Origin of the sequence: Stenotrophomonas sp. NPDC077461 (genome assembly GCF_049545475.1) — a bacterium.
GTDB classification, from domain to species: domain Bacteria; phylum Pseudomonadota; class Gammaproteobacteria; order Xanthomonadales; family Xanthomonadaceae; genus Stenotrophomonas; species Stenotrophomonas nematodicola.
Window position 1 is genome coordinate 29,664 of sequence record NZ_JBMWDO010000014.1, and the last position, 25,792, is coordinate 55,455.

The 25,792-nt window shown below is 68.0% G+C and carries 26 protein-coding genes; 14 read left to right on the forward strand and 12 right to left on the reverse strand.

The annotated features are described in order from the left end of the window. Positions 1 to 31 precede the first annotated feature (31 nt). The gene (locus ACPEH8_RS18875; protein ID WP_166472530.1) at positions 32 to 1,519 is read right to left on the reverse strand and encodes a transglutaminase-like domain-containing protein; all 1,488 of its coding nucleotides are present in this window, start codon (positions 1,517 to 1,519) and stop codon (positions 32 to 34) included. A gap of 132 nt (positions 1,520 to 1,651) precedes the next feature. Between ACPEH8_RS18875 and ACPEH8_RS18880 the strand changes: the two genes are divergently transcribed. The 6 genes from ACPEH8_RS18880 (at position 1,652) to ACPEH8_RS18905 (ending at position 7,693) form a co-directional block, all read left to right on the forward strand. After that, complete coding sequence (locus ACPEH8_RS18880) at positions 1,652 to 3,100, forward strand: SH3 domain-containing protein (RefSeq protein WP_423667809.1); 1,449 nt, start codon at positions 1,652 to 1,654, stop codon at positions 3,098 to 3,100. Then, complete coding sequence (locus ACPEH8_RS18885) at positions 3,097 to 4,203, forward strand: dipeptide epimerase (protein WP_017357505.1); 1,107 nt, start codon at positions 3,097 to 3,099, stop codon at positions 4,201 to 4,203. The genes ACPEH8_RS18880 and ACPEH8_RS18885 overlap by 4 nt, the downstream gene beginning before the upstream one ends. Positions 4,204 to 4,275: 72 nt before the next feature. Then, positions 4,276 to 5,124 (forward strand): MurR/RpiR family transcriptional regulator, encoded by an 849-nt coding sequence (locus ACPEH8_RS18890; protein WP_017357504.1) that lies wholly within the window; start codon positions 4,276 to 4,278, stop codon positions 5,122 to 5,124. A gap of 27 nt (positions 5,125 to 5,151) precedes the next feature. After that, positions 5,152 to 5,928 (forward strand): L,D-transpeptidase family protein, encoded by a 777-nt coding sequence (locus ACPEH8_RS18895; protein ID WP_136007074.1) that lies wholly within the window; start codon positions 5,152 to 5,154, stop codon positions 5,926 to 5,928. After that, positions 5,925 to 7,217, forward strand: coding sequence for an APC family permease (locus tag ACPEH8_RS18900; protein ID WP_017357502.1), 1,293 nt, complete (start codon positions 5,925 to 5,927; stop codon positions 7,215 to 7,217). The genes ACPEH8_RS18895 and ACPEH8_RS18900 overlap by 4 nt, the downstream gene beginning before the upstream one ends. 128 nt (positions 7,218 to 7,345) lie before the next feature. Further along, positions 7,346 to 7,693: a hypothetical protein gene (locus ACPEH8_RS18905; RefSeq protein ID WP_017357501.1), complete on the forward strand. Its 348-nt coding sequence runs from the start codon at positions 7,346 to 7,348 to the stop codon at positions 7,691 to 7,693. Positions 7,694 to 7,722: 29 nt separating this feature from the next. On the opposite strand, the gene yiaA is transcribed toward ACPEH8_RS18905, so the two are convergent. Further along, entirely contained in the window at positions 7,723 to 8,175 is a 453-nt protein-coding gene (gene yiaA / locus ACPEH8_RS18910) for an inner membrane protein YiaA (protein ID WP_017357500.1), read from the reverse strand. Positions 8,176 to 8,348: 173 nt separating this feature from the next. Between yiaA and ACPEH8_RS18915 the strand changes: the two genes are divergently transcribed. Beyond that, a complete protein-coding gene (locus ACPEH8_RS18915) occupies positions 8,349 to 9,497 on the forward strand; it encodes a PQQ-dependent sugar dehydrogenase (RefSeq protein WP_423667812.1) in 1,149 nt (382 codons plus the stop codon). Between the two features lie 75 nt (positions 9,498 to 9,572). On the opposite strand, the gene ACPEH8_RS18920 is transcribed toward ACPEH8_RS18915, so the two are convergent. From ACPEH8_RS18920 to tsaD, 5 genes are all read right to left on the reverse strand, one after another. Beyond that, the gene (locus ACPEH8_RS18920; RefSeq protein WP_423667815.1) at positions 9,573 to 10,142 is read right to left on the reverse strand and encodes a hypothetical protein; all 570 of its coding nucleotides are present in this window, start codon (positions 10,140 to 10,142) and stop codon (positions 9,573 to 9,575) included. A gap of 97 nt (positions 10,143 to 10,239) precedes the next feature. Continuing rightward, entirely contained in the window at positions 10,240 to 12,414 is a 2,175-nt protein-coding gene (locus ACPEH8_RS18925; RefSeq protein WP_423667817.1) for a glycoside hydrolase family 3 N-terminal domain-containing protein, read from the reverse strand. 136 nt (positions 12,415 to 12,550) lie between these two features. Continuing rightward, positions 12,551 to 13,825 carry a mechanosensitive ion channel family protein gene (locus ACPEH8_RS18930; protein WP_017357565.1) on the reverse strand — a complete coding sequence of 425 codons (1,275 nt, stop codon included), beginning with the start codon at positions 13,823 to 13,825 and terminating at the stop codon, positions 12,551 to 12,553. 243 nt (positions 13,826 to 14,068) lie between these two features. Next, positions 14,069 to 14,431, reverse strand: a complete 363-nt coding sequence (gene folB / locus ACPEH8_RS18935; RefSeq protein ID WP_136007126.1) for a dihydroneopterin aldolase — start codon at positions 14,429 to 14,431, stop codon at positions 14,069 to 14,071. A gap of 219 nt (positions 14,432 to 14,650) precedes the next feature. Beyond that, positions 14,651 to 15,676 carry a tRNA (adenosine(37)-N6)-threonylcarbamoyltransferase complex transferase subunit TsaD gene (gene tsaD / locus ACPEH8_RS18940; protein ID WP_136007123.1) on the reverse strand — a complete coding sequence of 342 codons (1,026 nt, stop codon included), beginning with the start codon at positions 15,674 to 15,676 and terminating at the stop codon, positions 14,651 to 14,653. Between the two features lie 166 nt (positions 15,677 to 15,842). Between tsaD and rpsU the strand changes: the two genes are divergently transcribed. The 6 genes from rpsU (at position 15,843) to ACPEH8_RS18970 (ending at position 21,095) form a co-directional block, all read left to right on the forward strand. After that, positions 15,843 to 16,058 (forward strand): 30S ribosomal protein S21, encoded by a 216-nt coding sequence (rpsU, locus tag ACPEH8_RS18945; RefSeq protein ID WP_002808376.1) that lies wholly within the window; start codon positions 15,843 to 15,845, stop codon positions 16,056 to 16,058. Positions 16,059 to 16,193: 135 nt separating this feature from the next. Beyond that, a complete protein-coding gene (locus ACPEH8_RS18950; protein WP_136007121.1) occupies positions 16,194 to 16,640 on the forward strand; it encodes a GatB/YqeY domain-containing protein in 447 nt (148 codons plus the stop codon). Positions 16,641 to 16,751: 111 nt separating this feature from the next. Beyond that, positions 16,752 to 17,702, forward strand: a complete 951-nt coding sequence (locus tag ACPEH8_RS18955) for a YihY/virulence factor BrkB family protein (protein ID WP_313218561.1) — start codon at positions 16,752 to 16,754, stop codon at positions 17,700 to 17,702. 66 nt (positions 17,703 to 17,768) lie between these two features. Next, entirely contained in the window at positions 17,769 to 19,499 is a 1,731-nt protein-coding gene (dnaG, locus tag ACPEH8_RS18960; protein WP_136007119.1) for a DNA primase, read from the forward strand. Between the two features lie 47 nt (positions 19,500 to 19,546). Continuing rightward, complete coding sequence (locus tag ACPEH8_RS18965; RefSeq protein WP_423667834.1) at positions 19,547 to 20,044, forward strand: beta-lactamase hydrolase domain-containing protein; 498 nt, start codon at positions 19,547 to 19,549, stop codon at positions 20,042 to 20,044. Positions 20,045 to 20,096: 52 nt separating this feature from the next. Then, positions 20,097 to 21,095 carry a bile acid:sodium symporter family protein gene (locus ACPEH8_RS18970; RefSeq protein WP_423667820.1) on the forward strand — a complete coding sequence of 333 codons (999 nt, stop codon included), beginning with the start codon at positions 20,097 to 20,099 and terminating at the stop codon, positions 21,093 to 21,095. Positions 21,096 to 21,131: 36 nt separating this feature from the next. On the opposite strand, the gene ACPEH8_RS18975 is transcribed toward ACPEH8_RS18970, so the two are convergent. The 5 genes from ACPEH8_RS18975 to ACPEH8_RS18995 form a co-directional block, all read right to left on the reverse strand. Continuing rightward, positions 21,132 to 21,947, reverse strand: coding sequence for a calcium-binding protein (locus ACPEH8_RS18975; protein WP_423667823.1), 816 nt, complete (start codon positions 21,945 to 21,947; stop codon positions 21,132 to 21,134). 81 nt (positions 21,948 to 22,028) lie between these two features. Then, a complete protein-coding gene (cyoE, locus tag ACPEH8_RS18980; protein WP_017356566.1) occupies positions 22,029 to 22,922 on the reverse strand; it encodes a heme o synthase in 894 nt (297 codons plus the stop codon). Between the two features lie 4 nt (positions 22,923 to 22,926). Next, complete coding sequence (locus ACPEH8_RS18985) at positions 22,927 to 24,132, reverse strand: COX15/CtaA family protein (protein WP_262072020.1); 1,206 nt, start codon at positions 24,130 to 24,132, stop codon at positions 22,927 to 22,929. Between the two features lie 10 nt (positions 24,133 to 24,142). Continuing rightward, positions 24,143 to 24,718, reverse strand: coding sequence for a hypothetical protein (locus ACPEH8_RS18990; RefSeq protein ID WP_017356564.1), 576 nt, complete (start codon positions 24,716 to 24,718; stop codon positions 24,143 to 24,145). 37 nt (positions 24,719 to 24,755) lie between these two features. Next, complete coding sequence (locus tag ACPEH8_RS18995; RefSeq protein ID WP_287253419.1) at positions 24,756 to 25,502, reverse strand: SURF1 family protein; 747 nt, start codon at positions 25,500 to 25,502, stop codon at positions 24,756 to 24,758. A 57-nt stretch (positions 25,503 to 25,559) separates the two neighbouring features. Between ACPEH8_RS18995 and ACPEH8_RS19000 the strand changes: the two genes are divergently transcribed. Next, positions 25,560 to 25,778, forward strand: a complete 219-nt coding sequence (locus ACPEH8_RS19000) for a twin transmembrane helix small protein (protein WP_017356562.1) — start codon at positions 25,560 to 25,562, stop codon at positions 25,776 to 25,778. Positions 25,779 to 25,792 lie beyond the last annotated feature (14 nt).

The following is a 25,792-nucleotide window of genomic DNA, read 5'->3' on the forward strand; positions in this document are numbered from 1 at the left end:
CCTGCAGATGTTGAATCAGGGATACCGCCGATTACCGCGCGGCCTCCAGCGGCACCACGTGCGACTGGAAGTCGTAGTTCCATTGATCGAAATACAGATTGCCGCCGGACCACTCCGCTTCGCCGCGCTGGGAATCCACGGTCTCCGATCGGGCGTGCTGCTTGGCCGGCACCAGCGGTTGGGCATAGTCGTCGTTGAAGGCGATGCGGTAGGCATCCAGGCCACCGAGGTAGAAGTCGCGCAGCGCGGGCTCGGGACTGTCCAGGCGGCCGGTGGTCACGTCCATCGGCACCCAGCCGTATGGCGCCAGGTACACCGCACCCCAGTCATGCAGGTTGTTGTAGCCCACGGCGTCATCGGAATAGACCATGCCGGACTGCCAGCGCGACGGGATGCCGTTGAGACGCAGCAGGGTCATCAGCAGCAGCGTCTGCTGGCCGCAATCGGCGTGGCCGGCATGCAGGGCGTAGTCGCTGATGTTGGAAATCGTGGAGTATTCCCGTGCGCCCGCCCACGGGATCCGGTCGACCGCGTCGAACAGCCGCTGCACGATGCGATAGGGGTTGGTTTCGGCGCCCACCACGCGCTGCGAGAACGCGCGCAGCGCAGGTGTGAACACCATGTGCGGCGCGCGTTCGGCCAGGTAGGGCTGCAACGCCGGATCGTCCGGGGTGGGCAGCACCTTGGCCGGGTCGATCGGGACATGCCGCGCGTACACAGTGACCGCGTAGCGGATCTGGAAGGCGGTGGGCGTGCCGGCCACGGCGGTTTGCTCCAGGTAGGCGGTGCGCTGCAGCGTCGCCTCCGGGGCGATGCGCGCGCCGGCCGGCGTGCTGGCGATCCACTGGATGTCCTGCTGCTGACCGGGGATCGCACGCGGATACGGAATCCACGCCCGCACGGTCTCGCCGGCAGGTACGGCATCGGCCTTGACCACCAGCGACTGGGTGACCTCGACCCGGCGCGGCACCAGGCTGGTGGCGCCGCTGGCGCGCGCGGCCGCGACAATCTCGTGGTGGTGCGGGCCGAGGTGTTCGTAGGGGCCATCGACCGGGTCCGGTACCGAGGGCGCCCGCCGCGCGCGTGCCTCCGCGCTGACCCGGAACAGATTGGACGGTGCGCGCTTGAAGTAGCGCCGCTGTCCATCGATATCGAGGTGCTCGATCAGCCCGGCCGCGTCCCAGCGCGCGAACTCGTCGTCGCGCAGGTCCGGAATCTGCCGGCGCACCTGCGTCTTGGCGGCCTCGGCATCCAGAGTGAAGTCGAGCCGGATGCGCGCCATGCGTTCGCGCTGGAAGGCGTAGTCCTCACGCGCGGCCGTGCCCAGCGTGGCGTCCTGCAGCGCAGCGGCAATGGCGGTATCGGCTTCGGCGAACGCGCCACGGTCGATCTGCGCGATCACCTGCGGCAACGGCACGGCCGCCGCGGCCCACAGCGGGGGCAGCGCCAGCAGCAGGCAGGCAACGGTGCGCCAGACGGCACGACGGCATGAAGACGGTTTGCGCGAAGCAGGATCCACAGCGACACTTCCCAAGGTGCGGGTGGTAATCGCTGTGTAACACGAGGTGGGAAGTCGGTCAATAATTTATTCTTGCTTTCCATGAAAAAAGGAATAAATATTCCTGACGCTTCCGAGGAGGGTGACCGCTCCATGATCCTGGCTTCCCCCTGCCGCCCCGTGCGGACCCCGTGGCTGGCCCGCGCGTTGCTGCTGACGCTGTTGGCCGGCGGCACGGCCGGTGCCGCCGATGCCCCGCCGCCTGCCGCCTCGGCCGCCGACACCCTGGGTGTGATCGGCCTGCGCGAGGCGTACCTGGACCCGGCGTTCTGGGCCGCTCGCCTGCCTGACCCGGACCGCGTAATCCTCGACCGTGCCGGCATCGCCGCGCAGAACGCGCGCATGCGCGCCACCGACCCGTCCATTCACGACCTGCGCGCCCTGCCGGCGCAGCTGCCGCGCGCGCGGGTGCTGGCCGACATCCAGGCGCTGTCGCGCTGGCCGACCAAGCCGCTGTATGGCGTGGAGGGGAAGCCCATCAGCGAGGCACAACGCCGCGCCGCACTGGCCAACCTCGGTCTGGAGGCGGTGCCGGCCCAGCGCCCGCTGCAGTACGGCCTGGTGACCCATCGCGCCGCGCTGCGCGCCTTCCCGACCACGTTGCGGGTGTTCACCACGCAGGGCGACACCGATATCGACCGCTTCCAGGAGTCGGCCCTGTTCCCCGGCGATGCGGTGGCGGTACTGCATGAAAGCGCCGACGGGCAGTGGCTGTTCATCACCAGCGAGCGCTACTCGGCCTGGATCGAGCGGCGCTACGTTGGCATCGGCGATGCCGAGACGGTGCTCGGCTACGGCCAGCACGGCCCGTACCGGGTGATTACCGGTGCCACCGCGTTCACCGCCTACACGCCCGAAGAACCGCGCGTGTCGCGTCTGCAGCTGGACATGGGCGTGCGCCTGCCGGTGTTGGCCGACTGGCCGGCCAATACGCCGGTCAACGGCCAGCAGGCACATGCCGCGCACGTGGTGCAGATGCCGGTGCGCGACCCCGATGGCCGCCTGGCGCTGGTACCGGCGCTGCTGCCGCGTTCGCAGGACAGCGCGGCCGATTACCTGCCGCTGACCCCGCGCACGCTGTTGCAGCAGGCCTTCAAGTTCCTCGGCGAGCGCTACGGCTGGGGCCACGACTACGACACCCGCGACTGCAGCGGCTTCGTTTCGGAGATCTACCGCAGCGTCGGCGTGCTCGTGCCGCGCAACACCAGCGCGCAGGCCGTCAGCCCGGCACTGGACCGCATCGCCTTCGACGCGAAGGATGGCAAGGGTCGTCGCGAGGCGGCGGTACAGCAGCTGCAGGTCGGCGACCTGGTCTACATCCCCGGCCACGTGATGGTCACCATCGGCCACCTCGACGGCCGCACCTGGGTGATCCACGACACCGCCGGCGGCAGCTGGTCCGGCGCCGACGGCACGCGGGTGCAGGCACATCTTAACGGGGTGTCGGTGACACCGCTGGAGCCGATGATGGCCAGCGACACCGCCAGCTACATCGACCGCATCACCAACATCCAGCGCATTCGAGCCAAGACCCCTGAATGAAGATCACCGACATCGAACTCGGCATGCTGCGCGTGCCGCTGAAAACCCCGTTCAAGACCGCGCTGCGCACCGTGGATACCGTGGAAGATGTGGTGGTGCTGGTACGTACCGACAGTGGCCACACCGGCTACGGCGAGGCGCCGGCCACCGCGGTGATCACCGGCGACACCCACGGCTCGATCATCGAGGCCATCACCACCTTCATCAAGCCGCGCCTGATCGGCCAGGACGTGGCCAACCTCAACCATCTGTGTGGCCTGGTCCAGTCCTCGCTGGAGCGCAACACCAGCGCCAAGGCGGCGGTGGAGATCGCGCTCTACGACCTGTGGGCGCAGCTGCACAACGCCCCGCTGTACCGCATGCTCGGCGGTGGCGATCCGGTGATCACCACCGACATCACCATCAGCGTGGACTACATCGACAAGATGGTGGCCGATTCGCTGTCGGCCATCGACCGCGGTTTCGAGTCGCTGAAGATCAAGGTCGGCAAGGACATCGGCCTGGATATCGAACGGGTCAAGGCGATCCACGCCGCCGTGCAGGGCCGCGCCCTGCTGCGCCTGGACGCCAACCAGGGCTGGACCGCCAAGCAGGCCGTGTATGCGATGCGCACGCTGGAAGAGGCCGGGGTAGTGCTGGAGCTGCTGGAACAGCCGGTCAAGGCGGCCGACATCAGCGGGCTGAAGTACGTGACCGACCGCGTCAACACGCCGGTGATGGCCGACGAAAGCGTGTTCAATCCCGGCCAGGTGGTGGACCTGATCCAGCAGCGCGCGGCGGACATCATCAACATCAAGCTGATGAAGACCGGCGGGCTCTCCAACGCGATCCGCATCGCCGACATCGCCGCCATCTACGGCGTGCCGTGCATGATCGGCTGCATGATCGAGTCGAGCATCAGCGTGGCGGCCGCCGTGCACCTGGCGGTGGCCAAGAGCGAGGTGATCACCAAGGTGGACCTGGACGGTCCCTCGCTGGGGCAGTTCAACCCGGTCACCGGCGGGGTCAATTTCAACGAATCGGAGATCACCATCAGCGATGCGCCCGGGCTGGGGATCACCGAAGTGCGCGGACTGGAGATGATCACGCCGCCGCGCTGGTAGGCCGCAGCCGGGCGCTACCACCGTCCGTTGATCCCGCTTACCCTTTCTGCAACCGGACCCACGCTGAGCCCCATGCCGCCCCTGGTGAAAATCCGCTCCGAGCGTGACCACATGTCGGCGATCGAGCGCCGCATCGCCGACTTCATCCTCGACAATGCCCACCTGCTGCGCGACTACTCGTCCCAGCAGCTGGCCAGTGCGCTGGGGATCAGCCAGTCCAGCGTGGTCAAATTCAGCCAGAAGCTGGGCTTCAAGGGCTACCCGGACCTGAAATACTCCATCGGCGAAGCGGTGGCGCGCGCCGGCCACGATCCACAGGCCCGCCCGCCGTCGCCAAGCGCCGACGACGACTACGCCGGCATCGCCGCACGCCTGCGCCTGAGCAAGGCAGCCGCCGAGGAAGAGACCGGCCTAGCCAATCCACAGGCCGATGTCGAGGCCATCGTGCGGCTGCTCGATGGCGCGCCCAAGGTATTCGTCTATGGCCTGGGCGACGACGGCCTGTACGCGCGCGAATTCGCCATGCGGCTGTCGCTGCTGGGCATGCTGACGGTGCACCATGCCGACCCGATCCTGATGATGGCCAACCTGTCGGCGGCACGGGCCGGTGATGCGATGCTGGTGTTCTCCGAGTTCGGCAAGCTGCCGCAGCTGTTCCAGCTGTCGCGGCAGTTCCAGGACATGGGTGGCAAGGTGGTGTCGATCACCCGCCACAGCGCCAATCCGCTGCGCGCGCATGCCGACCGGTCACTGGTGGTCTGCGCGCACGACCCTGCGCCGCACGTCGCCCAGCTGCTGTACCGTGCTTCGCTGCAGTCCCTGCTCGACTTCGTCTTCGTCCTGTTGTGCCACGCCAACCCGGACCGCCACCGCCAGCTCGGGGTGAACCTGGAACGGATCGAACACCTGATCGACACCTGATCGACCCCTGGTTTACCGGAGTCCACGATGCTGCCGCTGCTGCGTACCGCCCTCGCCGTCACCGCTCTCGCCACCGCGCTGCCGGCTGGCGCACTCACCCCGTTGCCGCCGCTGTCGCACAGCCGGCAGGCCATCGTGGTGGTCACCGACAGCTGGGACGCCACCCAGGGCCGGCTGCAGGCCTATGAACGCCGGAGCAGCAGTGGCCCGTGGCGCAGGCACGGCCCCGCCTTCACCGTGGCCGTGGGGCGGAACGGCAGTGCCTGGGGCGTGGGCCGTGCGTCGCTGCACAATCAGGGGCCGCAGAAGCAGGAAGGCGACGGGCGCAGCCCCGCCGGCATCTTCGAGATCGGCCCTGCGTTCGGGTATGCGTCGAAGATCGCCAGTGCGATGCCGTACCAGCCGATGACGGCCAGCCACTACTGCATGGATGTGCCCACCTCGCCCCACTACAACCGCATCGTCGATGCGAAGGACGTCGGTGCCGCCGCAGTGGAAGGATCCACCGAACCGATGCGGCTGGACCTGCACAACAAGGGCGATGTGCGCTATCGCGAGGGCTTTGTGATCGAGCACAACAGCAGCCGTACGCCTGGCAGGGGCAGCTGCATCTTCGCCCACCTCTGGCGCACGCCGGGCGAGGCCACGGCCGGCTGTACGGCAATGGAGCCGCGTCACATGAAGGCCCTGCTGGCCTGGCTGAAGCCGGATACGCGCGCGGCATTCATCCTGCTGCCGAAGACGGAGTACGACAACCTGCAGGTGCCGTGGCAGTTGCCGGTCCTGACCGGAGCGATGCATTGAGCGCCCCGTCCGAACCGCAGCTGGAACGCGCGGTCAGCCGCTGGCAGATCGTCGGGCTGTCGATCAACGATGTGATCGGCAGCGGTATCTACCTCCTGCCGGCCGCCACGGTGGCGCTGCTCGGGCCCTTCAGCCTGTGGGGCGTGGTGGCTGCGGGCATCGTGGTGGCGCTGCTGGTGCTGTGCTACGCCCAGGCGGCCAGTTATTTCGATGAGCCCGGCGGCAGCTATCTGTATGCACGCGAGGCCTTCGGGCGCTTCGCCGGATTCGAGATCGGCTGGATGATCTGGCTGACCCGGATCAGCTCGGCGGCCGCATTGAGCAATGCGCTGGCCGATGCGGTGGCGCGCTTCTGGCCGTGGGCCGGGCATGACATCGGCCGCATTGCGATCATCGTGGTGTCGCTGGGCTTTCTTACCGCGGTGAACGTGGCCGGCGTTCGGTCGGCCGCACGCACCGGGGTAATCCTGGTGATCGGCAAGCTGCTGCCGCTGCTGCTGTTCGTGGCAATCGGCGCGTTCTACGTTGACATGGACCTGGCCTTCTCCGGCGTCCGCCCGGACCCGCACGACCTGCAACGGATGGGCGAGGCGGCGCTGCTGCTGCTGTACGCCTACGCCGGCTTCGAGAATATTCCGGCCGCCGCAGGCGAGTACAGGAACCCTCGCCGTGACATCCCGTTCGCGCTGATCACCATGATCGTCAGCGTCACCATCATCTATGGCGCGGTTCAGCTGGTGGCGCAGGGCACGCTGGCCAACCTGGCCACCTCGCCGACGCCGCTGGCCGATGCCGCGTCCAGTTTCGGGGGAGAAGCGCTGGCGCTGATCCTGACGGTGGGTGCCACCATCTCCATTCTTGGCACCAACAGCAACACCATGATGATGGGCCCGCGGTTCCTGTTCGCGCTGGCCCGCGACGGCTACGGGCCGAAGGTGCTGGCCAACGTGCATCCGCGCTTCCGCACACCGGCGGCGGCCATTGTCACCCAGGGCGTGATCGCGCTGGCGCTGGCGTTGTCCGGGTCGTTCGTGCAGCTGGCGCTGCTGTCGATGACCACGCGTCTGTTCGCCTACATCGGTACAGCGGCGGCGGTACTGGTATTGGCACGGCGTTTCGCCGACCGCCCCGGGGCGCTGAAACTGCCGGGCGGCCCGCTGATTCCGGTGCTGGCGCTGGTGCTGTGCCTGGCATTGTTCGCCAGTGCGAGCTGGCAGAACATTGCGGCGGCACTGGTCGCCTTCGCGGTGGGCGCGGTGATTTACAGACTGCCGCGCAAGGCGACGTGACGACGCGTTGACACGCGGGAATGCGGGCTGATGTGCCGCGCGGCGCTTGATGCGGCATTCACTCCGCTGGCCCATGACGTTAACCGGTGCTCCGCTACGGTGATGCCTCACCCCACCGGAGCTACCAGATGAGCCCTGACTACCAGATTCCCGGCCGGGTGCCGGAAGACGGCGTGCCGCGCCAGGCCGTGTCGGACTACTGGCGCGAGCGGTTCTCCAGCGAACCGTACTATGACCAGAGCCAGTTCTTCGACGATTACGAGCCGGCCTACCAGCTCGGCCACTACTCCCGCGCCGACGACATCATCCGTGCGTACGAAGAAGTTGAAGCCGAGCTGGAAACGCGCTGGGCGCAGGAGCGTGGCAAGAGCAGGCTGACCTGGGCGCAGGCGCGCAATGCGGTGCGCCGTGGCTGGGACGAATCCACTGCCCTGCGCCAGGCGCACCTGGACAAGGGCGTGCCGCGCGGGACCTGACCGGCCCGCGCAGCCACCCGGCGTCGCCCTCAGTCCAGCGAGGGCGGCGTGACCGGCCGGGCCGGCAGCGGCGGCAGCGTTGCGCCGTTGGCGGCCATCAGGTCGCGGGTGTTCTTCTGCACGGCCACGGCGCCGAACAGCGCCAGCGCGAAGGCCATGCCATAGAAGCCCTTCTCGCTCAGCAGCAGGGTGGCGTTCCACAAGCCCACCAGCAGCAACAGCAGCGAAGCCAGCAGGGCGAACCAGCACAGCGCGTAGTACAGGCCGCTGACGGGAATGGCCTCGGCCTTGTCGCGCACGCTCTTCTGCAGCGACACCGCCGCAAACAGACCGAACAGCAGCAGGGTGAGGTAGTAGCCCTTCTCGTTGAGCGCCATCTCGGCGTTGAACAGGCCCACCAGATAAGCAGCAGCGCCCAGCAGCAGCGCGCTCCACGAGGCGGCGATGAACGCGGCGGACGGTTTGTGTACCTGTTGCTTCATGATTCCAACTCCCTTGGAAGACAGTGCTGCGGGGCCGCCCCACGGGCGGCTGGCGCCAACGGTAGCCGATCCACGCACTGGCGCATACGGGGAATGACGTATGGTGCACGCGGCGAGGACAGGCATGGTGTACAACGCCTATCTGGCCATCGCATCCCCTCCGGAGATACTCCATGACCCGCAAGCTGCTGCTCTCGCTCGCCATCAGCCTTACCCCCGCCCTGTTCACCACCGCCTGCGTGGCCGCCGATACGGCCACCGCGCCTGCGGTCGAAAAGGCGAACTGGCCGTTCGCCGCTACCGCCGTCGGCACCTTCAACGAGCCGTGGGCGATGAGCTTCCTGCCTGACGGCAGCCTGCTGGTCAGCGAGAAGCGCGGCGCGCTCAAGCACGTCAACCCCACCACCGGCACCAGCGCCACCATCAGCGGCGTGCCCGCGGTGGCCTACGGCGGCCAGGGCGGCTTCGGCGATGTCCTGCCGCATCCGGATTTCGCCCGCAATCAACTGCTGTACGTCAGCTATGCCGAGGCCGGTCAAGGCGACACCCGTGGCGCGGCCGTGGCGCGTGCGCGACTGGTGCTGCAGCCCGACGGCAGCGGCGCGCTGCAGGATCTGAAGGTGATCTGGCGGCAGACCCCCAAGGTCGAGGGCAAGGGACACTACGGCCACCGCCTGGCGTTCGGGCCGGACGGCAAGCTGTGGATCACCTCCAGCGAGCGCCAGAAGTTCGATCCGGCGCAGGACATGGGCGGCAATCTCGGCAAGATCGTACGGCTGAACGACGACGGCAGCGTGCCGGCCGACAATCCCTTCGCCTCGCAGGGTGGCGTGGCCGCGCAGGTGTGGTCGCTCGGCCATCGCAACGCGCTGGGCATCGCCTTTGACGCGCGCGGCAAGCTATGGGTGCACGAGATGGGCCCGGCCGGCGGCGACGAGCTGAACCTGATCGAGCGCGGCGCGAACTACGGCTACCCGGTGGTCTCCAACGGCAACCACTACGACGGCCGCGAGATTCCCGACCACAGCACCCGGCCCGAGTTCGCCGCGCCGAAGGTGACCTGGACGCCGGTGATTTCGCCGGCCGGTTTCATCATCTACTCCGGGACGCTGTTCCCGCAGTGGAAGGGCAGCGGCTTCATCGGCGGGCTGTCGTCGACCTCGCTGGTGCGGGTGGCCTTCGACGGCGACAACGCACGCGAAGCCGAACGCTTCCTCATGGGTGAGCGCATCCGCGAAGTGGAGCAAGGGCCCGACGGCGCGATCTGGCTGCTGGAAGACGGCAGCAACGGCAAGCTGCTGAAGCTGACCCCGAAAGCTTGATCCTGCAGCGCCGGCACCGCGCCGGCACTGGCCTGGCGCCCTCGCCGTCTGGCGGGGGCGCGGCCGCGCACTGCCCTACTGGATGGTGACGACCTTGACCTCGGTACGGCTGCAGGCCGTGTCCAGGCAGGCGCCGTTGAGCCAGACCTGGCCGTCGCCGATCATCACCCCCTGCTGGTTGACCATCACTGTGTCGAAGGTCTGCGCGGCAATGGCCTTTCGCACGGCCGGGGTCAGGATGCGCTCGTAGTTGCGCTGGAACTCGCCCGGGCCGGCGATCGTGGCGCCGTTGGCGATCTTCAACGGGAAGCGGACTTCCTCGACCACCGCGGCACGGTCGCCGCCATTGACCGCCTTCTGGAAGGCGATGAAGACCGCTTCGTACTGCGCGGCATCACCGAGAACACGGTCGATCCGCTGGCGCACGTCGTCGTCGGCGGCGGCAGGCGCGGGGGCGGCGGGCGGCGGCGCCGCATCGGCGGCCGGTTCCACTGCATCCGGCGACAGGCCGGCCGCTGGCGCCTCGTCGGGTGGCGCGGTGCTGGCCACCGGTGGCGACGTGGCGGCCGTCTCTGCCGGTGGCGATGCCGGCTGCGAACAGGCAGCCAGCAACAGCGTGGGGACCAGGAATGGGATCAGGCGCATCGGACGCTCCATCGGTTCAGCCGGGTTGCCAGCCTAGCGCCGGCGCCGTCAGCCAAGGATGACGAGCGCGGTGCCGGCCAGCCGCCGGCACCGCCGATCAACCGGCGAGCAGTTCGAAGATCACCGGCTCGCCGCTGGCCGAAGAGGCGCACACCCACAGGTCGAACTGCCCCGGTTCGGCGCCGAACACGCCGTCGCGGCCGGTGAACCCGAGCGCATGGCGATCCAGGGTGAACTGCACCTGCGTGCTCTGCCCCGGCTGCAGGGCCACCTTGCGGAAGTCTTTCAGCTCGCGCACCGGACGCACGCGGCTGGCGACGCGGTCGTGGATGTACAACTGCACCACTTCCTCGCCGGCCACCGCGCCGGTGTTGGTCAGCGTGGTGGTGATGGTCAGCGTGTCGTCCCAGCCCAGCATCTCGCTGCTCAGCTGCGGCACACCGTAGTCGAAGGTGGTGTAGCCCAGGCCGTGGCCGAACGGGTACAGCGCCGCGTTGGGGATCTCGCGCCAGCGCGCCTTGAACTCCGACATGGTCGGCAGTTCCGGGCGACCGGTGCGCGGATGGTTGTAGAAGAAGGGCTGCTGGCCGGACACCTGCGGGAAGCTCACCGGCAGACGGCCGGACGGGTTGTAGTCGCCGAACAGCACATCGGCCACGGCCGGCCCGGTCTGGGTGCCCAGGTACCAGGTCACCGCCACCGCCTGCGCGTTGCGGACCGCCCCCTGCAGCGCCAGCGCACGGCCATTGCGCAGCAGCACCACCAGCGGCTTGCCGGTCATCGCCACCGCTTCGGCGAGCGCCTGCTGCGCCGGCGGCAGGGTGATCTCCACCCGCGACTGCGCCTCACCGCTGTAGCGCTGCGGTTCGCCCAGCGCCAGCACCACCACATCGGCGCGCAGCGCAGCGGCCACGGCCTGTTCGATGCCGTCCTGCAGGGGCGCTTCCAGCGCGCAGCCCGGGACGATTTCCAGCAGGGCCTCATCGCTGATGGCCGCGCGTACGCCGGCTTCCAGCGTGACATAGCGCGACTTGTCGCCGAACAGCGTCCAGCAGCCTTCGATGTTGTCGCGGTCCTGCACGAACGGACCGATCAGCGCGATCTTCTGCCCGGCCTTCTTCAGCGGCAGCACGTCGCCGTCGTTCTTCAGGAGCACGATCGAGCGGCGCGCGGCATCGCGCGACAGCGCGTCGTGCGCGGCGATGTGCGCGGTATCGGCTTCACGCGCCAGATCGAGCGAGCGGTAGGGATCGTCGAACAGGCCAATCGCTTCCTTCAGCCTGAGGATGCGGCGCACCGATTCATCCAGCGTGGCCATCGGCACCTCGCCACTGGCGACCAGGCCCGGCAGGTGTTCGGCGTAGAAGCCGCTCTGCATGCTCAGGTCCAACCCGGCGGTGAACGCCTTGGCGGTGGCATCACGGTCGTCGGCGGCATAACCGTGGGCGACCAGTTCCATGTCGGCGGTGTAATCGGAGATCACCACGCCCGGGAACTGCCATTCGCCGCGCAGGATGTCGGTCAGCAGTTCGGCATTGGCGCTGGCGGGCACGCCGTTGATGTCGTTGAAGGACGACATCACGGTGAGCGCGCCGGCCTCGAAGGCCGCCTTGAACGGCGGCAGGTGGACATCGCGCAGAGTCTGCGGGGAGATGTCGACCATGTTGTATTCCATGCCGGCCATCACCGCGCCATAGGCGGCAAAGTGCTTCGGCGTGGCCAGCAGCGCATCGGCCGCACGCAGGTCCGGGCCCTGGAAGCCGCGCACGCGGGCGGCGGCGAACGCACAGCCCAGCACCACGTCTTCACCGGCACCCTCGGCGCCACGGCCCCAGCGCTGGTCGCGGGCAATGTCCACCGCCGGCGCATACGTCCAGTGCAGGCCCGCGGCAGTGGCTTCCACCGCCGTGGCGCGCGCGGTGCGCTCGGCCAGCTCCGGCTCGAAGCTCGCGGCCTCGCCCAGCGGGATCGGGAACACGGTGCGCATGCCGTGGATGACATCGGCTGCCAGGATCACCGGGATGCCCAGGCGGCTCTCTTCCAGCGCCACCTGCTGGATGCGGCGGCCGGCTTCCACGCCCACGCCGTTGAACAGCGACCCCACCTTGCCTTCGCGGACCTGTTGCAGCACCTGGTCGGCGTTGCTGACGTTCGCTTCCGGATTCACATCCGGCGCGAACGGCCGGACCATGTCCGCGAACACACCCAGCTGGCCGACTTTTTCTTCGACGGTCATCTGGGCAATGAGGGTTTCGATGCGATCGGCGGCCACCGGCTGTCCTTATGAAAACGTTTACAAGGCCGGGATTCTAGCGTTCCCGAGCCCGTTGTGAATGATTTTGGCGTTCATTTTTCTTCCCCGTGGGGAAATTCCGGCGTCGCAGGGGCGCCGCCGGGGGCAGAGGAGCTTACTCCGCGAAGGCGCGCTGCTGCTGCGCAGCCATCAACATGGCATCGCTCGACGCCTGGAATACCCGCAGCCCAAAGGCCGGCAGGATCGCCAGAAGGTGGTCGAACACATCCGACTGCACGCCTTCGTAGTCGGCCCAGGCGGTGGTCCGGGTGAAGCAGTAGATCTCCAGCGGCAGGCCTTCCGTGGTGGGCTGCAGCTGCCGTACCAGCAACGTCATGTCCGTATGGATGCCCGGGTGCTGGCGCAGATAGCGTTCAACATACGCGCGGAAGGTGCCCAGGTTGGTCACCCGGCGCGCGTTGATCGCGTCCATGCCCTTGGCACGCAGGTCGGCGTTCCACTGCTCCAGCTCGGCCTGCTTGTCGCGCAGGTACTCGCGCAGGACCGCGAACTGCTCCAGCCGGGCCAGCGCCGTCGCATCCAGAAAATCCACGCTGTGCTGGTCCAGGTACAGCGCGCGCTTGATCCGGCGTCCGCCGGCCTCCTGCATGCCGCGCCAGTTCTTGAACGACTCGGTGACCAGCTTCTTGGTCGGGATGGTGGTGATGGTCTTGTCGAAGTTCTGCACGGTGATGGTGTGCAGGGCGATGTCGATCACATCGCCATCGGCGTTCTGGCTGGGCATCTCGATCCAGTCGCCGAGCCGCACCCGGCCATCGCCGCTGATCTGCACGCTGGCCACCAGCGACAGGATGGTGTCCTGGAAGATCAGCATCAGCACGGCGGTGGCCGCGCCCAGACCGGTGACCAGCGGGCCGAGTTTCACGCCGAGCAGGGTCGCCACGATCGACAGGCCGGCGATCACGAACACCACGATCTTCACGACCTGCAGGTAGCCCTTGATCGGCTTGTTGCGCGCGTCCGGGCGGCGCTCGTATAGATCGTTGGCCGCATCCAGTGCGTGCGAGACGGCCAGCGCCACGGTCAGCACCGCCCATGCCCGGCAGGCCCCCATCACGAACTCCACCAGCTGGGGCGGCAGGCCCGGCACCACCTGGACGCCGGCGGCGATGACCATGCTGGGCACCACGTTGGCCAGGCGCGAGATCACCCGCAGGTTGTTGCGGCCTTCATTGCCCGCTCCATTGCCGGGCAGCCGGTTGACCAGCTTGCGCAGGCCGCGCAGCAGGATCCGCTTGGTGACAAAGTTGGCCAGCCAGGCGGCCAGCGCCACGGCTGCCACCACCACCAGAGTGTAGGCCCAGGGCCAGGGTTCGAGGGTGCGCTGCAGGTCCTGCAGCCATTGGGGTGCCACTACCGCATCAAGCATGGTGGGGGGTCTCCAAATGCGTGCGTTGCCGGGCAGAGCCCGGCACTACGGGTTTGCGTTGCCGGGCAGAGCCCGGCACTACGGGTTTGCGTTGCCGGGCGGAGCCTGGCATTACGGGTGTGCGTTGCCGGGCGGAGCCTGGCACTACGGGTGTGCGTTGCCGGGCAGAGCCTGGCACTACGGGTGTGCGTTGCCGGGCAGAGCCTGGCACTACGGGGTTGCGTTGCCGGGCAGAGCCCGGCATTACGGGTGCTGGGTGGCGGTGCGTTCGATGATCACGCCGACCGCGCGGGCGCCGCGTACCGCGCCCGGCTTGCTCAGCTTCAGCCGCAGCCACTCCACGTTGAACTCGCGCAGCACGATCTCGGCGATGCGTTCGGCCAGTGTCTCCACCAGGCCGAAGTCGGACTCGCGCACGAACTGCTCGATGCGCTTGCTGACGGCTTTGTAATTGAGGGTATCGGCGATGTCGTCGCTGGCGGCCGGGCGGCGGTTGTCGAAGCCCATTTCCAGGTCGAAACGCAGGGTCTGGCGGATCCGCCGTTCCCAGTCGTAGATCCCGATCAGGGCGTCGATCTCGAGCCCTTCGATGAATACCTTGTCCATAGGAATGCCACGTGGAAGATGGCGAACATGGTAACGGGCCGGTCCGGAACGTGCCGGGAACCCGGAACGAAGCGCCATCGCCGATGCACTCGCGCTGCAGTACGGTCCGCAGTGGCCGTGGCGCCCAAATGCGCAGAGTTCGACCACTGGATGCAACGCGAGAAGACCGTGACCCAGCGCCTGCATCAACGGCCGGTCTGATGCGGCCGCTGAGGCGTCCTACACCGCCGGCAGCGTAGCCATGTCCCAGCGCGGGGTGACCTGCACCTGCGGCGGGGTGTGCTGCCCCGCTTCCAGCCGCAGCGCGCCGGCGAAGGCAATCATCGCGCCGTTGTCGGTGCACAGCGCCGGGCGCGGGAAGCAGACGCGGCCGCCACGGCGGCGGGCCATCTCGTCCAGGCGGGCGCGCAGGCGCCGGTTGGCCCCCACGCCACCGGCCACCACCAGCACGTCGCAGCCGGCGGCATCCAGCGCGCGGTCGCACTTGATCGCCAGGGTTTCCACCACGGCATCTTCAAAGCCACGGGCGATATCGGCGCGGGTCTGCTCGCTCTGGTCGCTGTCGCGCCAAGCCAGCAGCACCTGGGTCTTCAGGCCGGAGAAGCTGAAATCCAGCCCGGGGCGATCGGTCATCGGCCGGGTGAAACGGTACTTGCCCGGTGTTCCACGCTCGGCCAGCGCAGCCAGCTGCGGCCCCCCCGGATACGGCAGGCCCATCAGCTTGGCGGTCTTGTCGAAGGCCTCGCCGGCCGCATCGTCCAGGGTCTCGCCCAGCAGGCGGTACTGGCCGATCCGGTCCACCGCCACCAGCTGGGTATGGCCTCCGGACACCAGCAGGGCCACGAACGGGGCCTCCGGCGGGTCGTCTTCCATCAGCGGGGCCAGCAGATGACCCTCCATATGGTGGACACCCACCGCCGGCACCTCCAGCGCCCAGGCCAGCGAACGGGCTACGCCGGCGCCGACCAGCAGGGCACCGACCAGCCCCGGACCGGCGGTATAGGCCACCCCGTCGATGTCCGAGACCTGCATGCCGGCCTCGGCCAGGGTCTGCCGGATCAGCGGCAGCAGCTTGCGCACATGGTCGCGGCTGGCCAGTTCGGGCACCACCCCACCGTATTCAGCGTGGAGGGCGATCTGGCTGTAGACCGCATGGGCGCGCAGGGCGTCGACACCGGACAGCGCGGTGTCGTACACCGCCACGCCGGTCTCATCGCAGGAAGATTCGATACCAAGGACTCGCATAACGCGTATTATGGACCTCTTGAGGCCCGGCAGATGCACCGCCAGCCCATCTGACACCACCTGTGGCCAAGAAGTTTGCCGGGGTGGGTTGCAACTTCTTTTGTCGCCGCTATAATGTGCGGCTCTCACCGGGCGTGACCCGGTTCTACTGTGTCCCGGAGATTCCATGCCCAGCGTCAAAGTCCGCGAGAACGAGCCCTTCGAGTTTGCGCTCCGTCGCTTCAAGCGCACCTGCGAAAAGGCCGGCGTGCTGGCCGAAACCCGCAAGCGCGAGTTCTACGAAAAGCCGACCCAGGAGCGCAAGCGTAAGGCTGCTGCTGCTGTGAAGCGTCAGCTGCGCCGCTCGTCGCGCGACGTTACCAAGCGTCAGCGCCTGTACTGATCGGACGCAACTTCGATGCGGCAGGCCTGTCCTGTCGCGGCGGAGCCGAAGCCGGAACGCGCAAGCGTTACCGGCTTTTTGCGTTCCCGTCCCCAGCTATCGATTGCCCCCTCTTCCACCGATACGAGGTGTTCCATGAGCCTGAAGCAGCAGCTCACCGATGACATGAAGGCCGCCATGAAGAGCGGCGAGAAGCACCGCCTGGGCGTGATCCGCCTGATCAACGCGGCGATCAAGCAGAAGGAAGTGGACGAGCGCATCGAGCTGGACGACGCCGCCGTTGTTGCCGTGCTGGACAAGATGGTCAAGCAGCGCAAGGACTCGGTCACCCAGTACGAAGCGGCCAATCGTGACGACCTGGCGCAGATCGAGCGCGATGAGCTGGTGGTCATCGACCAGTATCTGCCCGCCAAGATGGGCGAAGCCGAGATCGTGGCCGCCATCCAGGCCGCCATCGCCGAAACCGGCGCGACCGGCGCAGCGGACATGGGCAAGCTGATGGGCGCATTGAAGCCCAAGCTGGCGGGCCAGGCCGACATGGGCCTGGTGTCCAAGCTGGTCAAGGCGCAGTTGGCCGGCTGAGCGCCCGCATGCAGCGCCCGTCCCGTGGCGGGCGCCGATCATCGACGCGCGTGGTGCAGCACTGCGCGCGTTTCACCCGGTCTTCGAACCGGGGCTGCTAGAAATCCCGGCATGTCTTCGCTGCCCCCTTCTCCGGCGCCCGACCCGGCGCACGACCCCTCCCGCGTTCCGCACCGCCTGCGCAAGTATGTGGACCGGCTTGAACGCAGCTTTCCGGTTGCCGTGGGCAAGCGCTTTGTCGAGGTGGACGTACTGACCCAGGCCGCTTCATTGTCCTTCTATGCGCTGCTGTCGATGGCGCCGCTGCTGGTCCTGCTGCTGTGGCTGACCGCCTCGCTGTATCCGCCGGCCCAACAGGCGCTGATCGCACAGATCCACGACGTCGCCGGCAGCAGTGCCGCCACCGTGGCCGACACCGTGCTCAAGAACGCCGACAACCAGCCCGATGTCGGCTCGCTCGCCGGCGTGTGGAGCACGCTGCTGTTGTTCATCGGCGCCACGGCCGTGTTCGCGCAGCTGCAGAACGCCCTCAACCTGATCTTCAACACCAGCGGCGAGCGCTTGGACGGCATCGTGGCGTGGCTGCGCAAGCGGGTGTTCTCGTTCGGCGTGGTGCTCGCCCTGGGTTTCCTGCTGATCCTGTCGATGACCGCCACCACCATGCTGCAGGTGGCCTTCGCGCAGTTGCCCTCGGTGCTGCCGGCCGTGGGCTACCTGACCAGCCTGGCCCTGTACACGGTGGGCTTCGCCTTTCTCTACCACTACCTGCCGGACCGCCGCGTGGCGTGGCGCCAGGCCTTCATCGGCGGCGCGATCACCTCGGCGCTGTTCGCGCTGGGCCGCTATGCCATCGGCCTGTACATCGCTACGGTCGCCCCTGGCAGCGCCTACGGCTCGATGGGCGCGCTGGTGATCTCGCTGGTGTGGATCTACTACGCCACTGTGGTGTTCTTCGTGGGCGCGCTGATGACCGCGGTGGTCGATGAGCGGCTGCGCGCCCGGTTCCACCTGGCGCGGGCCGGGATCGCCGCGCCCAAACCGGGCGAAGTGGCCGGCAGCTAGTAGACTAGTCCGGTCCCCCGCTGCCCTGCGTGGCCGTTCTCCGGCCGCGCCATCTGCCTGCTGCCTATGGCCCGTATCCCCGACGCATTCATCGATGACCTGCTGGCCCGCTCCGACATTGTCGAGGTGGTGGGCAGCCGCGTGCCGTTGAAACGCCAGGGCAAGGAGTATGCGGCGCGTTGCCCGTTCCACGACGAGCGCTCGGCCTCGTTCACCGTTTCCCCGACCAAGCAGTTCTATCACTGCTTCGGCTGCGGCGCGCATGGCACCGCGATCAGCTTCCTGATGAACTACGACCGCCTGGAATTCCTCGACGCAGTCGACGAACTGGCCAAGCGCGTCGGCATGGAAGTACCGCGCGATACGCAGCCGCGCACGGCGCAGCAGCAGGATGACAGCCGCGATCTGTACTCCGCGCTGGATGCGGCCACGCGCTTCTTCCAGAAGTCGCTGGAGGGCAGCGACAAGGCCCGTGCCTACCTGGACCAGCGTGGCGTGGACGAAGAGAACCGCGCGCGCTTTGCGATCGGCTATGCGCCCGATGGCTACAGCGCGCTGAAGGATGCGCTGGGCAAGGACGAGCGGCGCATGAAGCTGCTCGACCGCGCCGGCCTGTTCTCCAAGAACGACCGCGGGCACGTCTACGACAAGTTCCGCGACCGGGTGATGTTCCCGATTTTCGATCGCCGTGGCCGCGTGATCGCCTATGGCGGCCGGGTCATGGAAAAGGACGATGGGCCCAAGTACCTCAATTCGCCCGAGACCGCCCTGTTCCACAAGGGCCGCGAGCTGTACGGCCTGTGGCAGGTGCGCCAGGCCAACCAGAAGATCGAGCGGCTGATCGTGGTCGAGGGCTACATGGACGTGGTCTCGCTGTTCCAGTTCGGCGTTACCCAGGCGGTGGCCACGCTGGGCACGGCGACCACGCCGGACCATGCCGAGCTGCTGTTCCGCAACGCGCCGGACGTGTTCTTCTGCTTCGACGGCGATGCCGCCGGTCGCCGCGCCGGCTGGCGTGCGCTGGAATCGGTGCTGCCGCGCATGAAGGATGGCCGTCAGGCCTTCTTCCTGTTCCTGCCCGATGGCGAGGACCCGGACACCATCGTGCGCAAGGAAGGCCGCGAAGGCTTCGATGCCCGCCTGCAGCAGGCCACGCCGCTGTCGCAGTTCTTCTTCGACGAGCTCACCCGCGAGGTCAACATGGCCACGCTGGACGGCAAGGCACGGCTGGCCGAGCGCGCCAAACCGATGCTGGCGCAGATTCCCGACGGCGCCTTCGGCGACCTGATGAAGCAGCAGCTGACCGCGCTGACCGGGCTGGGCGCCAAGCCGGGTACGGCCACGCCGGTCGCGCGCCCGCCATCGCGCGCGGTCGCTCCGGCGCAGCGCCGCAGCCTGGTGCGCGCGGCCATCGCCATCCTGCTGCAGCAGCCGTCGCTGGCGATGACCCTGGAGGGGCATCACTTCAACGGCCTGCGCCTGCCCGGCGTGGACCTGCTGCTGGAACTGCTGACCCTGGTCGAGCAGCGGCCCGATATCAGCACCGGTGCCCTGCTGCAGCACTTCGACGGCCGCGAGGAACAGGAGGCGCTGCACAGACTCGCCGCGCAGACATTGCCCGGCGACGAGGCGATGTGGACCCAGGAACTGCACGATGCGGTCGCCCAGCTGGAAAAGCAGCTGTTGATGCAACGTCTGGACGAGCTTCAGGCAAAGCAGAGCCAGCAGGGTCTGGACGATACTGACAAGTACGAGCTGCGCGAACTGCTCAAAGCGCGCAGCACCATCCGCTTCTGACCGACGGAGCTGCCGTGGCACCCCACATCGCGCGTCCCGCTGCATCGATCGTCCACTGGCGCCGTGCCGGCCTGATCGCCGCGCTGCTCGCGCTGGCCCTGCCCGCCTGGGCCGCGACGCTGCCGTTCGCTCAGCCACGGCCGCAGCTCTACACCGCCGGCCAACCCAGCGCCGCCGAACTGCAGCAGGCCGCCGCTGCGGGGATCACCACCCTGATCGACCTGCGCCAGCCCGACGAGGAGCGCGGGTTCGACGAAACCGCCGCTGCCGAACGCCTGGGCCTGCGCTATGTCCGCATCCCGGTTGCCGGCGCTGCCGGCCTCACCGACGCCAATGTGCAGGCCCTGCGCACCGCGCTGGCACAGAGCCAGGGCCCGGTCCTGCTGCACTGCGCCTCCGGCAACCGCGTCGGCGCCCTGCTGGCGCTGATGAAGGCCCGGCAGGGCGCGTCCGTCGAAGACGCACTGCAGTTCGGCCGCGATGCCGGCATGACCTCGCTGGACGCCAGGACCCGCGTCCTGCTCGAACAGGACACCGCGCGTTGATCCAGTACGCGTGTCCGTCCCCCCTTCCCCCCACGACAGGAGCATGCCGCGCATGACGCCCTGGTGGTCGCGCCTGCGGCCGGACAACTTCACCCTCGCCCTGCTCTGCACCGTGCTGCTGGCCTCGCTGCTGCCCATGCACGGCGCCGCGGCAATGGTGCTCGACGATGTCACCGACGTCGCCATCGCCGCCCTGTTCTTCCTGCACGGCGCGCGCCTGCCGCGCGAGTCGATCGTCGCCGGCATGCTGCATTGGCGGCTGCACCTGACCATCCTCGGCTGCACCTTCGTGCTGTTCCCCCTGCTGGGGCTGCTGTTCAAACCGCTGGACGGCTGGCTGCTGACGCCGGAGCTGTACATCGGCGTGCTGTTCCTGTGCGCGCTGCCCTCGACCGTGCAGTCGTCGATCGCCTTTACCTCGATGGCACGCGGCAACGTGCCGGCCGCCGTCTGCAGTGCCTCGTTGTCGAGCATCCTCGGCGTGTTCCTGACCCCCCTGCTGCTGACGGTGCTGGCCGGTACCGAAGGCGGCATGCAGAACCCCGTGCATGCCATCGTGAGCATCATGCTGCAGCTGCTGGTGCCGTTCGTGGCCGGCCACCTGCTGCGGCCGTGGATCGCCCGCTGGGTGGAGCGGCAGCGCGCGCTGCTGCGCTACACCGACCAGGGCACCATCCTGCTGGTGGTGTACTCGGCCTTCGGTGAAGCGGTCAGCGAAGGGCTGTGGAGCAAGACGCCGCTGCTGTCCCTGCTCACGGTAGCTATCGTGGCGGCGGTACTGCTCGGCATCGCCATGCCGACGATCCGCTTCATCGCACGGCGGCTGGGCTTCAACCGCGAAGACGAGATCACCATCCTGTTCTGCGGCTCCAAAAAGAGCCTGGCCACCGGCGTGCCGATCGCCAAGGTGTTGTTCACCGGCGGCAGCCTCGGCGCGATCGTGCTGCCGATCATGATCTACCATCAGATCCAGCTGATCGTCTGCGCGATGATCGCGCAGCGGTATGCGCGGGATCCAGTGAAGCCGGTGAAAGGTGGTGGAGGGCAGTGAGCCCGTTCCAACGTGTACGCCCTGTCGCCAGCCCGTTCAATCGACCAGACGGCCAACACTGAGCTGCGGCATCCACACCACCAGATCGTAGCTGCGCCGTGGATGCGTATCGACGCGCGGCGCGCGTGCCGGCTGTTCGACCAGCGATCGCGGGCCGCAGCGGTCCAGGCAGGCCCACGCCTCTCCGCGCAGCGCGTCCAGGCGTACGCTGTACAGCGGCAGATCGCGCAGTTGCGCTGACATCGGCTGCTGCTGCATCTCCGCCGGTGCGCCCTGCGGGCGCGCGCGCAGCGCATGCGCGTTACCGGTGAGCACCAGCATCCGCGCATCGGCAGGCAGCGCGCTGAACTGCTGCCGCAGGTGGGTTGCCATCGCCGTATCGCGCGTCTGGTTGTCCTTTGAGGTGCCGGTTTCCACGTCATAGCCGGCAATGCCCACATCGCGGCCCTGGGCGCGCAGCGCGCGCACCGCGTCGATGAGGTCCAGCATGTCGCGGCTGCGGCGCCCGTCATGCTGATCGTCCTTGACCGCCCAGAACGGCGAAGTGCGCAGCGCGTCGCGCGCGTCGGCACCGCCGTCCGAGCGCAGATAGCGTGCCAGGGCCGCGTTCTCGCTCATCGGCAGTTCCAGCGCCAGCCGCACGGCGGCATTGTCGCGGCTGTAACGCTCCGTCAGGTCGGCCACCAGCAGCGGCGTTTCGGCGGTGCCGTGGTACTCGCCGAGCACGACCAGGCGGTGGTCGCCGGCGTGCGCCATGATCTGCGTGGCCGTGTCATCGGGCGCAGGCGCGGCCATCGCCGCGCTGCACAGCAGCGTCATGGCCAGCACTGCGCTTGGCATCCATCGTTTCATGCCGTCACGTCCTGTTGGGTCATGAAAGCAATGGCGACAGTTGCCGGAGATTCAAGGCGCGCGTCGCAGCGCGCCCGCGTCCTACAACCAGGGCAGCATCCAGTGGTCCACCATCAGGAAGGCGAACAGCGCCATCAGGTAGACGATGGAGTAGCCGAACATCTTCATCGAGAACAGTTCATCCGGCGGGTTGAGCATGCGCCAGGCGTACCAGAGGAAGACCGCGTTGAGCACCACTGCCCCGCCGAGGTAGAACATGCCGCTCATGCCGAACACGACCGGCAGGATGCTCACAACGGCCAGTGCGATCGAATACGCCATGATCGACTTGCGGGTGTACACCACCCCGTGGGTCACCGGCAGCATCGGGATCTCTGCCTTGGCGTAATCCTCGCGACGGAAGATCGCCAGCGCCCAGAAGTGCGGAGGCGTCCAGATGAAGATGATCAGCACCAGCAACGACGCATAGGCCCAGTCCCACGGCCCCTGCATGCCGGTGATCGCGGCCCAGCCCAGCATCGGCGGGGTGGCGCCGGCCAGACCGCCGATCACGATGTTCTGCGAGGTCGCACGCTTGAGGTACACGGTATAGATCACCGCGTAGCCGATCAGCGAGGCGAAGGTCAGCACCGCAGTGATGACGTTGACCCACACGATCAGGATGGTCATCGACAGCGCGATCAGCAGGCCGGCGAAGACCAGCACCTGCCACGGCTTGACCTTGCCCACCACCAGCGGGCGCCACGAGGTGCGCGCCATCTGCGCATCGATGTGCGCATCCAGCAGCTGGTTGATCGCCGCGGCCGCCGAGGCGGCCAGCCAGATGCCGAGGAACCCGAGCGCGCCGTCGAGCGCCTGCTGCGCGGTGGGCAGCCCGGGAATGGCCAGGAACATGCCCACCAGCGCGGTGAACACGATCAGGGCGACGACCTTGGGCTTGGTCAGGTCCCAGTATTGGCGGTAGTTGCTCAGCATGTCGTCAGCCCACCGTACCGGAGGCCACGGCCGAGGGCCGGCTGGCCGCATCCGGCGACCGCAGGCGCGCCAGCAGCGTCACCAGCACGAACAGCAGCGCAACCGCGCCGCCGCTGTGTGCGACGGCCACTTCCAGCGGCACGGCCAGCTTCACATTGAGAACGCCCAGCGTGATCTGCAGGGCGACCAGCAGACCCAGCGCCGTCGCCCAGCCGCGCATGCTCGGCAGGCGGAACAGGCGCACCGACAGCCACAGCAGGTACAGGCCCACCACGATGGCCATCAGGCGGTGCGCCATCTGGATGGCGATGCGCGACGCACCGTCGAGCACCCCCCCTTCGTAATCCACGCCGATGCCGCGCCAGAGGGTGAAGCCTTCACTGAAGTTGTGCGGTGGCCACCACTGGCTCACGCAGCGCGGGAAGTTGTCCAGCGAAGCGCTGCCGCCGCCGCAGGCGAGCGCGGCATAGTTGGCGCTGACCCAGCCACCCAGGGCGATCTGCAGCACCAGCAGGGCCACACCGGCGCGGATCAGCCACCGCAGCTTCGGTGCCTCGGCCAGGGTGATCGGCATGTGCGTGGCGCGCCACGCCATCCACACCAGCAGCCCGAACATCAGCATCCCACCCAGCAGGTGACCCATCACCACGATGGGCTTGAGCAGCCAGGTCACCGTCCACATGCCCAGCAGTGCCTGGAAGATCACCACGGCCAGGGTCAGCAGCGCGACGCGGGCCAGATCGCTGTTGGTCCAGCGCCACGCGGCGACCAGCAGTATCACCTCGCCGATCAGCGCGATGATGCTCGCTGGGACATGCATGCCCATCATGTATAGCGGTATGCCGGTGGCCACCAGGACGCAGGCGGTCACCACCGCCGTGCTTCCCCAGCGGCGGCGGCGCGTGGCCAGCAGGGCCAGGGTCAGGATCTCGATGCCCAACGCGCCGGCGAGGAAACGGTGGACCTGCTCGCGCCATGCCTTGTGGGTTTCCAGCGGCCGGATCTTCGCCGCCTCGTGGCCGATGACTTCTTCGGCATGCTGCGGCCAGGTGACACGGCCATAGCAGGTTGGCCAATCCGGGCAGCTCAGGCCGGCATCGGACAGACGCACGAACGATCCGAACATGATCGTGCTGGCCGTCATGATCAGGGCGAACCACGCCAGACGGTGGAAATTGCGATGCAGCGCCGGGCGCGCGGTGGGGTTCATCAAACGGAACTCACTTCAGTTTCAACAGCGTGGCCATGTCCTTGTGCAGACCGGCCAATGCGAATCCCGGCGCATACCGCATGATCACAAACCCGTTGGGATCGATCACATACACAGGCGTGCCGGCGGCGTCATCCACGGCGGGCAAGGCGGCACGCAGGTCCGGCTGGGCGCGCAGCACGCGTAGCGCGGGCAGGCCCTGGACCTCGGCCGGCGGCGTGCCCAGCCACAGGATCTCGACATTATCGGCTTTATGGCCGAACAGCTGCCACACCTTGCCCAATCCCTGCGACAAAGTGACGCACTCGGCCGCACAGCCGTCGCCCGGTGCCACCAGAATGCGCCAGGTGCGTGCCTGCGGATTCCACGGGTAGGGCTGGCCATCGGCGAGCGTGGGCGGCCTGGCCACCAGATCCACCGGCGGCGCGAGCATCTGCCCGGTGTTGCGATGGGCCGTGGGCTGCCAGCCGGAGAAACGCAGCACGCCGGCCAGCGCCATCACCCCGAAGAACAGGCCGAACAGGGCGATCAGGGTCCAGCGACCGCGGTTGCGGGCGTTGAGCTGTTCCTGCGGGGTGGCATTCATGCGTGCGATTTTCTCATGGAAGGAGGAGGTGTGCCGGTCAGGGGGCGCGGTTAGGGCTGGACGATCCGTCCGGACGACGGTGGCGGCGCCATTCGAGCAGAAGGGCAACCATCAGAACGGTCAGGGCCAGGCCGAACCACTGCACGGCGTAACCGAGATGGCGGCTGGGCGGCAGGGTGTTGGGCAGCAGCTCCAGATCGCGCGCGTAGCCCCCGGGCAGCGCCGGGTCCAGCCGCAGCACGCGGGCCGGCAGGCTGCCGGGTGGCAGGGACAGCGCAACCGCCACCTCGTCCGGCGGCATCCGGCTGGCCAGCCAGACGTTGGTCTGCTGCGTGGGCGACATCGCCGGGCCGAGCGCCAGCCCGGCGGCCGGCGGCGGCGCGAGCAGGCCGGCCAGCCGCACGGAGTCATCGCGCAGGGTGACAGTGGGCACCGTGCGATCGGGTGGCATCGGCAACCAGCCCAGGTCCACCAGCGCCAGCGCACCGGCATCGCTGCGGAACGGCTGGTAGACCTTGATGCCGGCGCGGCCATCGCGCATCTGGTTGTCGAGCAGCAGCGCCACGGGAAGAAAGCGTCCGGCATCCACCACCCACCGCAGCTGTGGCGGCGCTGCGAGCGCCTCGGCAAGGGTCAGGGCCTGCGCGCGGGCGGGCGCCTGCTGGTCCAGCAGTGCCTGTTTCTCGTGCATCCGCTGCAGTTGCCAGTGACCGAGGAAGCAGAACAGGGCGATGGTCGCCAGCGCCGCGATCCAGCCCATCAGGCGTGTGTGCTGGCGCATCATGACAACGCCGGCAAAACGCGGTCAGATAGGCCACCCCGCCCTGCCATCGAGCCGCGCATGAATGATTCGTTGAAGACCCTGCTGGTAATCGCGTTTCTGATCGTCATCGTCTGGAATCTGGGCGCGGGACTGTATTACCTGTTGGTCGATCGCGGCCAGACCAAGCGAACCGTCAACGCCCTCACGCGCCGCATCGCGGTGTCGGTGGCGTTGTTCCTGCTGGTGGTCATCGGCATCTACAGCGGCTGGATCAAGCCCCACGGGATCGGTGGCTGATGCCGCGTCGCACC

What these genes read in the sequence shown, in the direction of transcription:
- ACPEH8_RS18880 (WP_423667809.1), top strand. Translation starts at nt 1,652, where the DNA reads ATGATCCTGGCTTCCCCCTGCCGCCCCGTGCGGACCCCGTGGCTGGCC.
- ACPEH8_RS18885 (WP_017357505.1), top strand. Translation starts at nt 3,097, where the DNA reads ATGAAGATCACCGACATCGAACTCGGCATGCTGCGCGTGCCGCTGAAA.
- ACPEH8_RS18890 (WP_017357504.1), top strand. Translation starts at nt 4,276, where the DNA reads ATGCCGCCCCTGGTGAAAATCCGCTCCGAGCGTGACCACATGTCGGCG.
- ACPEH8_RS18895 (WP_136007074.1), top strand. Translation starts at nt 5,152, where the DNA reads ATGCTGCCGCTGCTGCGTACCGCCCTCGCCGTCACCGCTCTCGCCACC.
- ACPEH8_RS18905 (WP_017357501.1), top strand. Translation starts at nt 7,346, where the DNA reads ATGAGCCCTGACTACCAGATTCCCGGCCGGGTGCCGGAAGACGGCGTG.
- yiaA (WP_017357500.1), bottom strand. Translation starts at nt 8,175, where the DNA reads ATGAAGCAACAGGTACACAAACCGTCCGCCGCGTTCATCGCCGCCTCG.
- ACPEH8_RS18915 (WP_423667812.1), top strand. Translation starts at nt 8,349, where the DNA reads ATGACCCGCAAGCTGCTGCTCTCGCTCGCCATCAGCCTTACCCCCGCC.
- ACPEH8_RS18920 (WP_423667815.1), bottom strand. Translation starts at nt 10,142, where the DNA reads ATGCGCCTGATCCCATTCCTGGTCCCCACGCTGTTGCTGGCTGCCTGT.
- ACPEH8_RS18930 (WP_017357565.1), bottom strand. Translation starts at nt 13,825, where the DNA reads ATGCTTGATGCGGTAGTGGCACCCCAATGGCTGCAGGACCTGCAGCGC.
- folB (WP_136007126.1), bottom strand. Translation starts at nt 14,431, where the DNA reads ATGGACAAGGTATTCATCGAAGGGCTCGAGATCGACGCCCTGATCGGG.
- tsaD (WP_136007123.1), bottom strand. Translation starts at nt 15,676, where the DNA reads ATGCGAGTCCTTGGTATCGAATCTTCCTGCGATGAGACCGGCGTGGCG.
- rpsU (WP_002808376.1), top strand. Translation starts at nt 15,843, where the DNA reads ATGCCCAGCGTCAAAGTCCGCGAGAACGAGCCCTTCGAGTTTGCGCTC.
- ACPEH8_RS18950 (WP_136007121.1), top strand. Translation starts at nt 16,194, where the DNA reads ATGAGCCTGAAGCAGCAGCTCACCGATGACATGAAGGCCGCCATGAAG.
- ACPEH8_RS18955 (WP_313218561.1), top strand. Translation starts at nt 16,752, where the DNA reads ATGTCTTCGCTGCCCCCTTCTCCGGCGCCCGACCCGGCGCACGACCCC.
- dnaG (WP_136007119.1), top strand. Translation starts at nt 17,769, where the DNA reads ATGGCCCGTATCCCCGACGCATTCATCGATGACCTGCTGGCCCGCTCC.
- ACPEH8_RS18970 (WP_423667820.1), top strand. Translation starts at nt 20,097, where the DNA reads ATGACGCCCTGGTGGTCGCGCCTGCGGCCGGACAACTTCACCCTCGCC.
- ACPEH8_RS18975 (WP_423667823.1), bottom strand. Translation starts at nt 21,947, where the DNA reads ATGAAACGATGGATGCCAAGCGCAGTGCTGGCCATGACGCTGCTGTGC.
- cyoE (WP_017356566.1), bottom strand. Translation starts at nt 22,922, where the DNA reads ATGCTGAGCAACTACCGCCAATACTGGGACCTGACCAAGCCCAAGGTC.
- ACPEH8_RS18985 (WP_262072020.1), bottom strand. Translation starts at nt 24,132, where the DNA reads ATGAACCCCACCGCGCGCCCGGCGCTGCATCGCAATTTCCACCGTCTG.
- ACPEH8_RS18990 (WP_017356564.1), bottom strand. Translation starts at nt 24,718, where the DNA reads ATGAATGCCACCCCGCAGGAACAGCTCAACGCCCGCAACCGCGGTCGC.
- ACPEH8_RS18995 (WP_287253419.1), bottom strand. Translation starts at nt 25,502, where the DNA reads ATGATGCGCCAGCACACACGCCTGATGGGCTGGATCGCGGCGCTGGCG.
- ACPEH8_RS19000 (WP_017356562.1), top strand. Translation starts at nt 25,560, where the DNA reads ATGAATGATTCGTTGAAGACCCTGCTGGTAATCGCGTTTCTGATCGTC.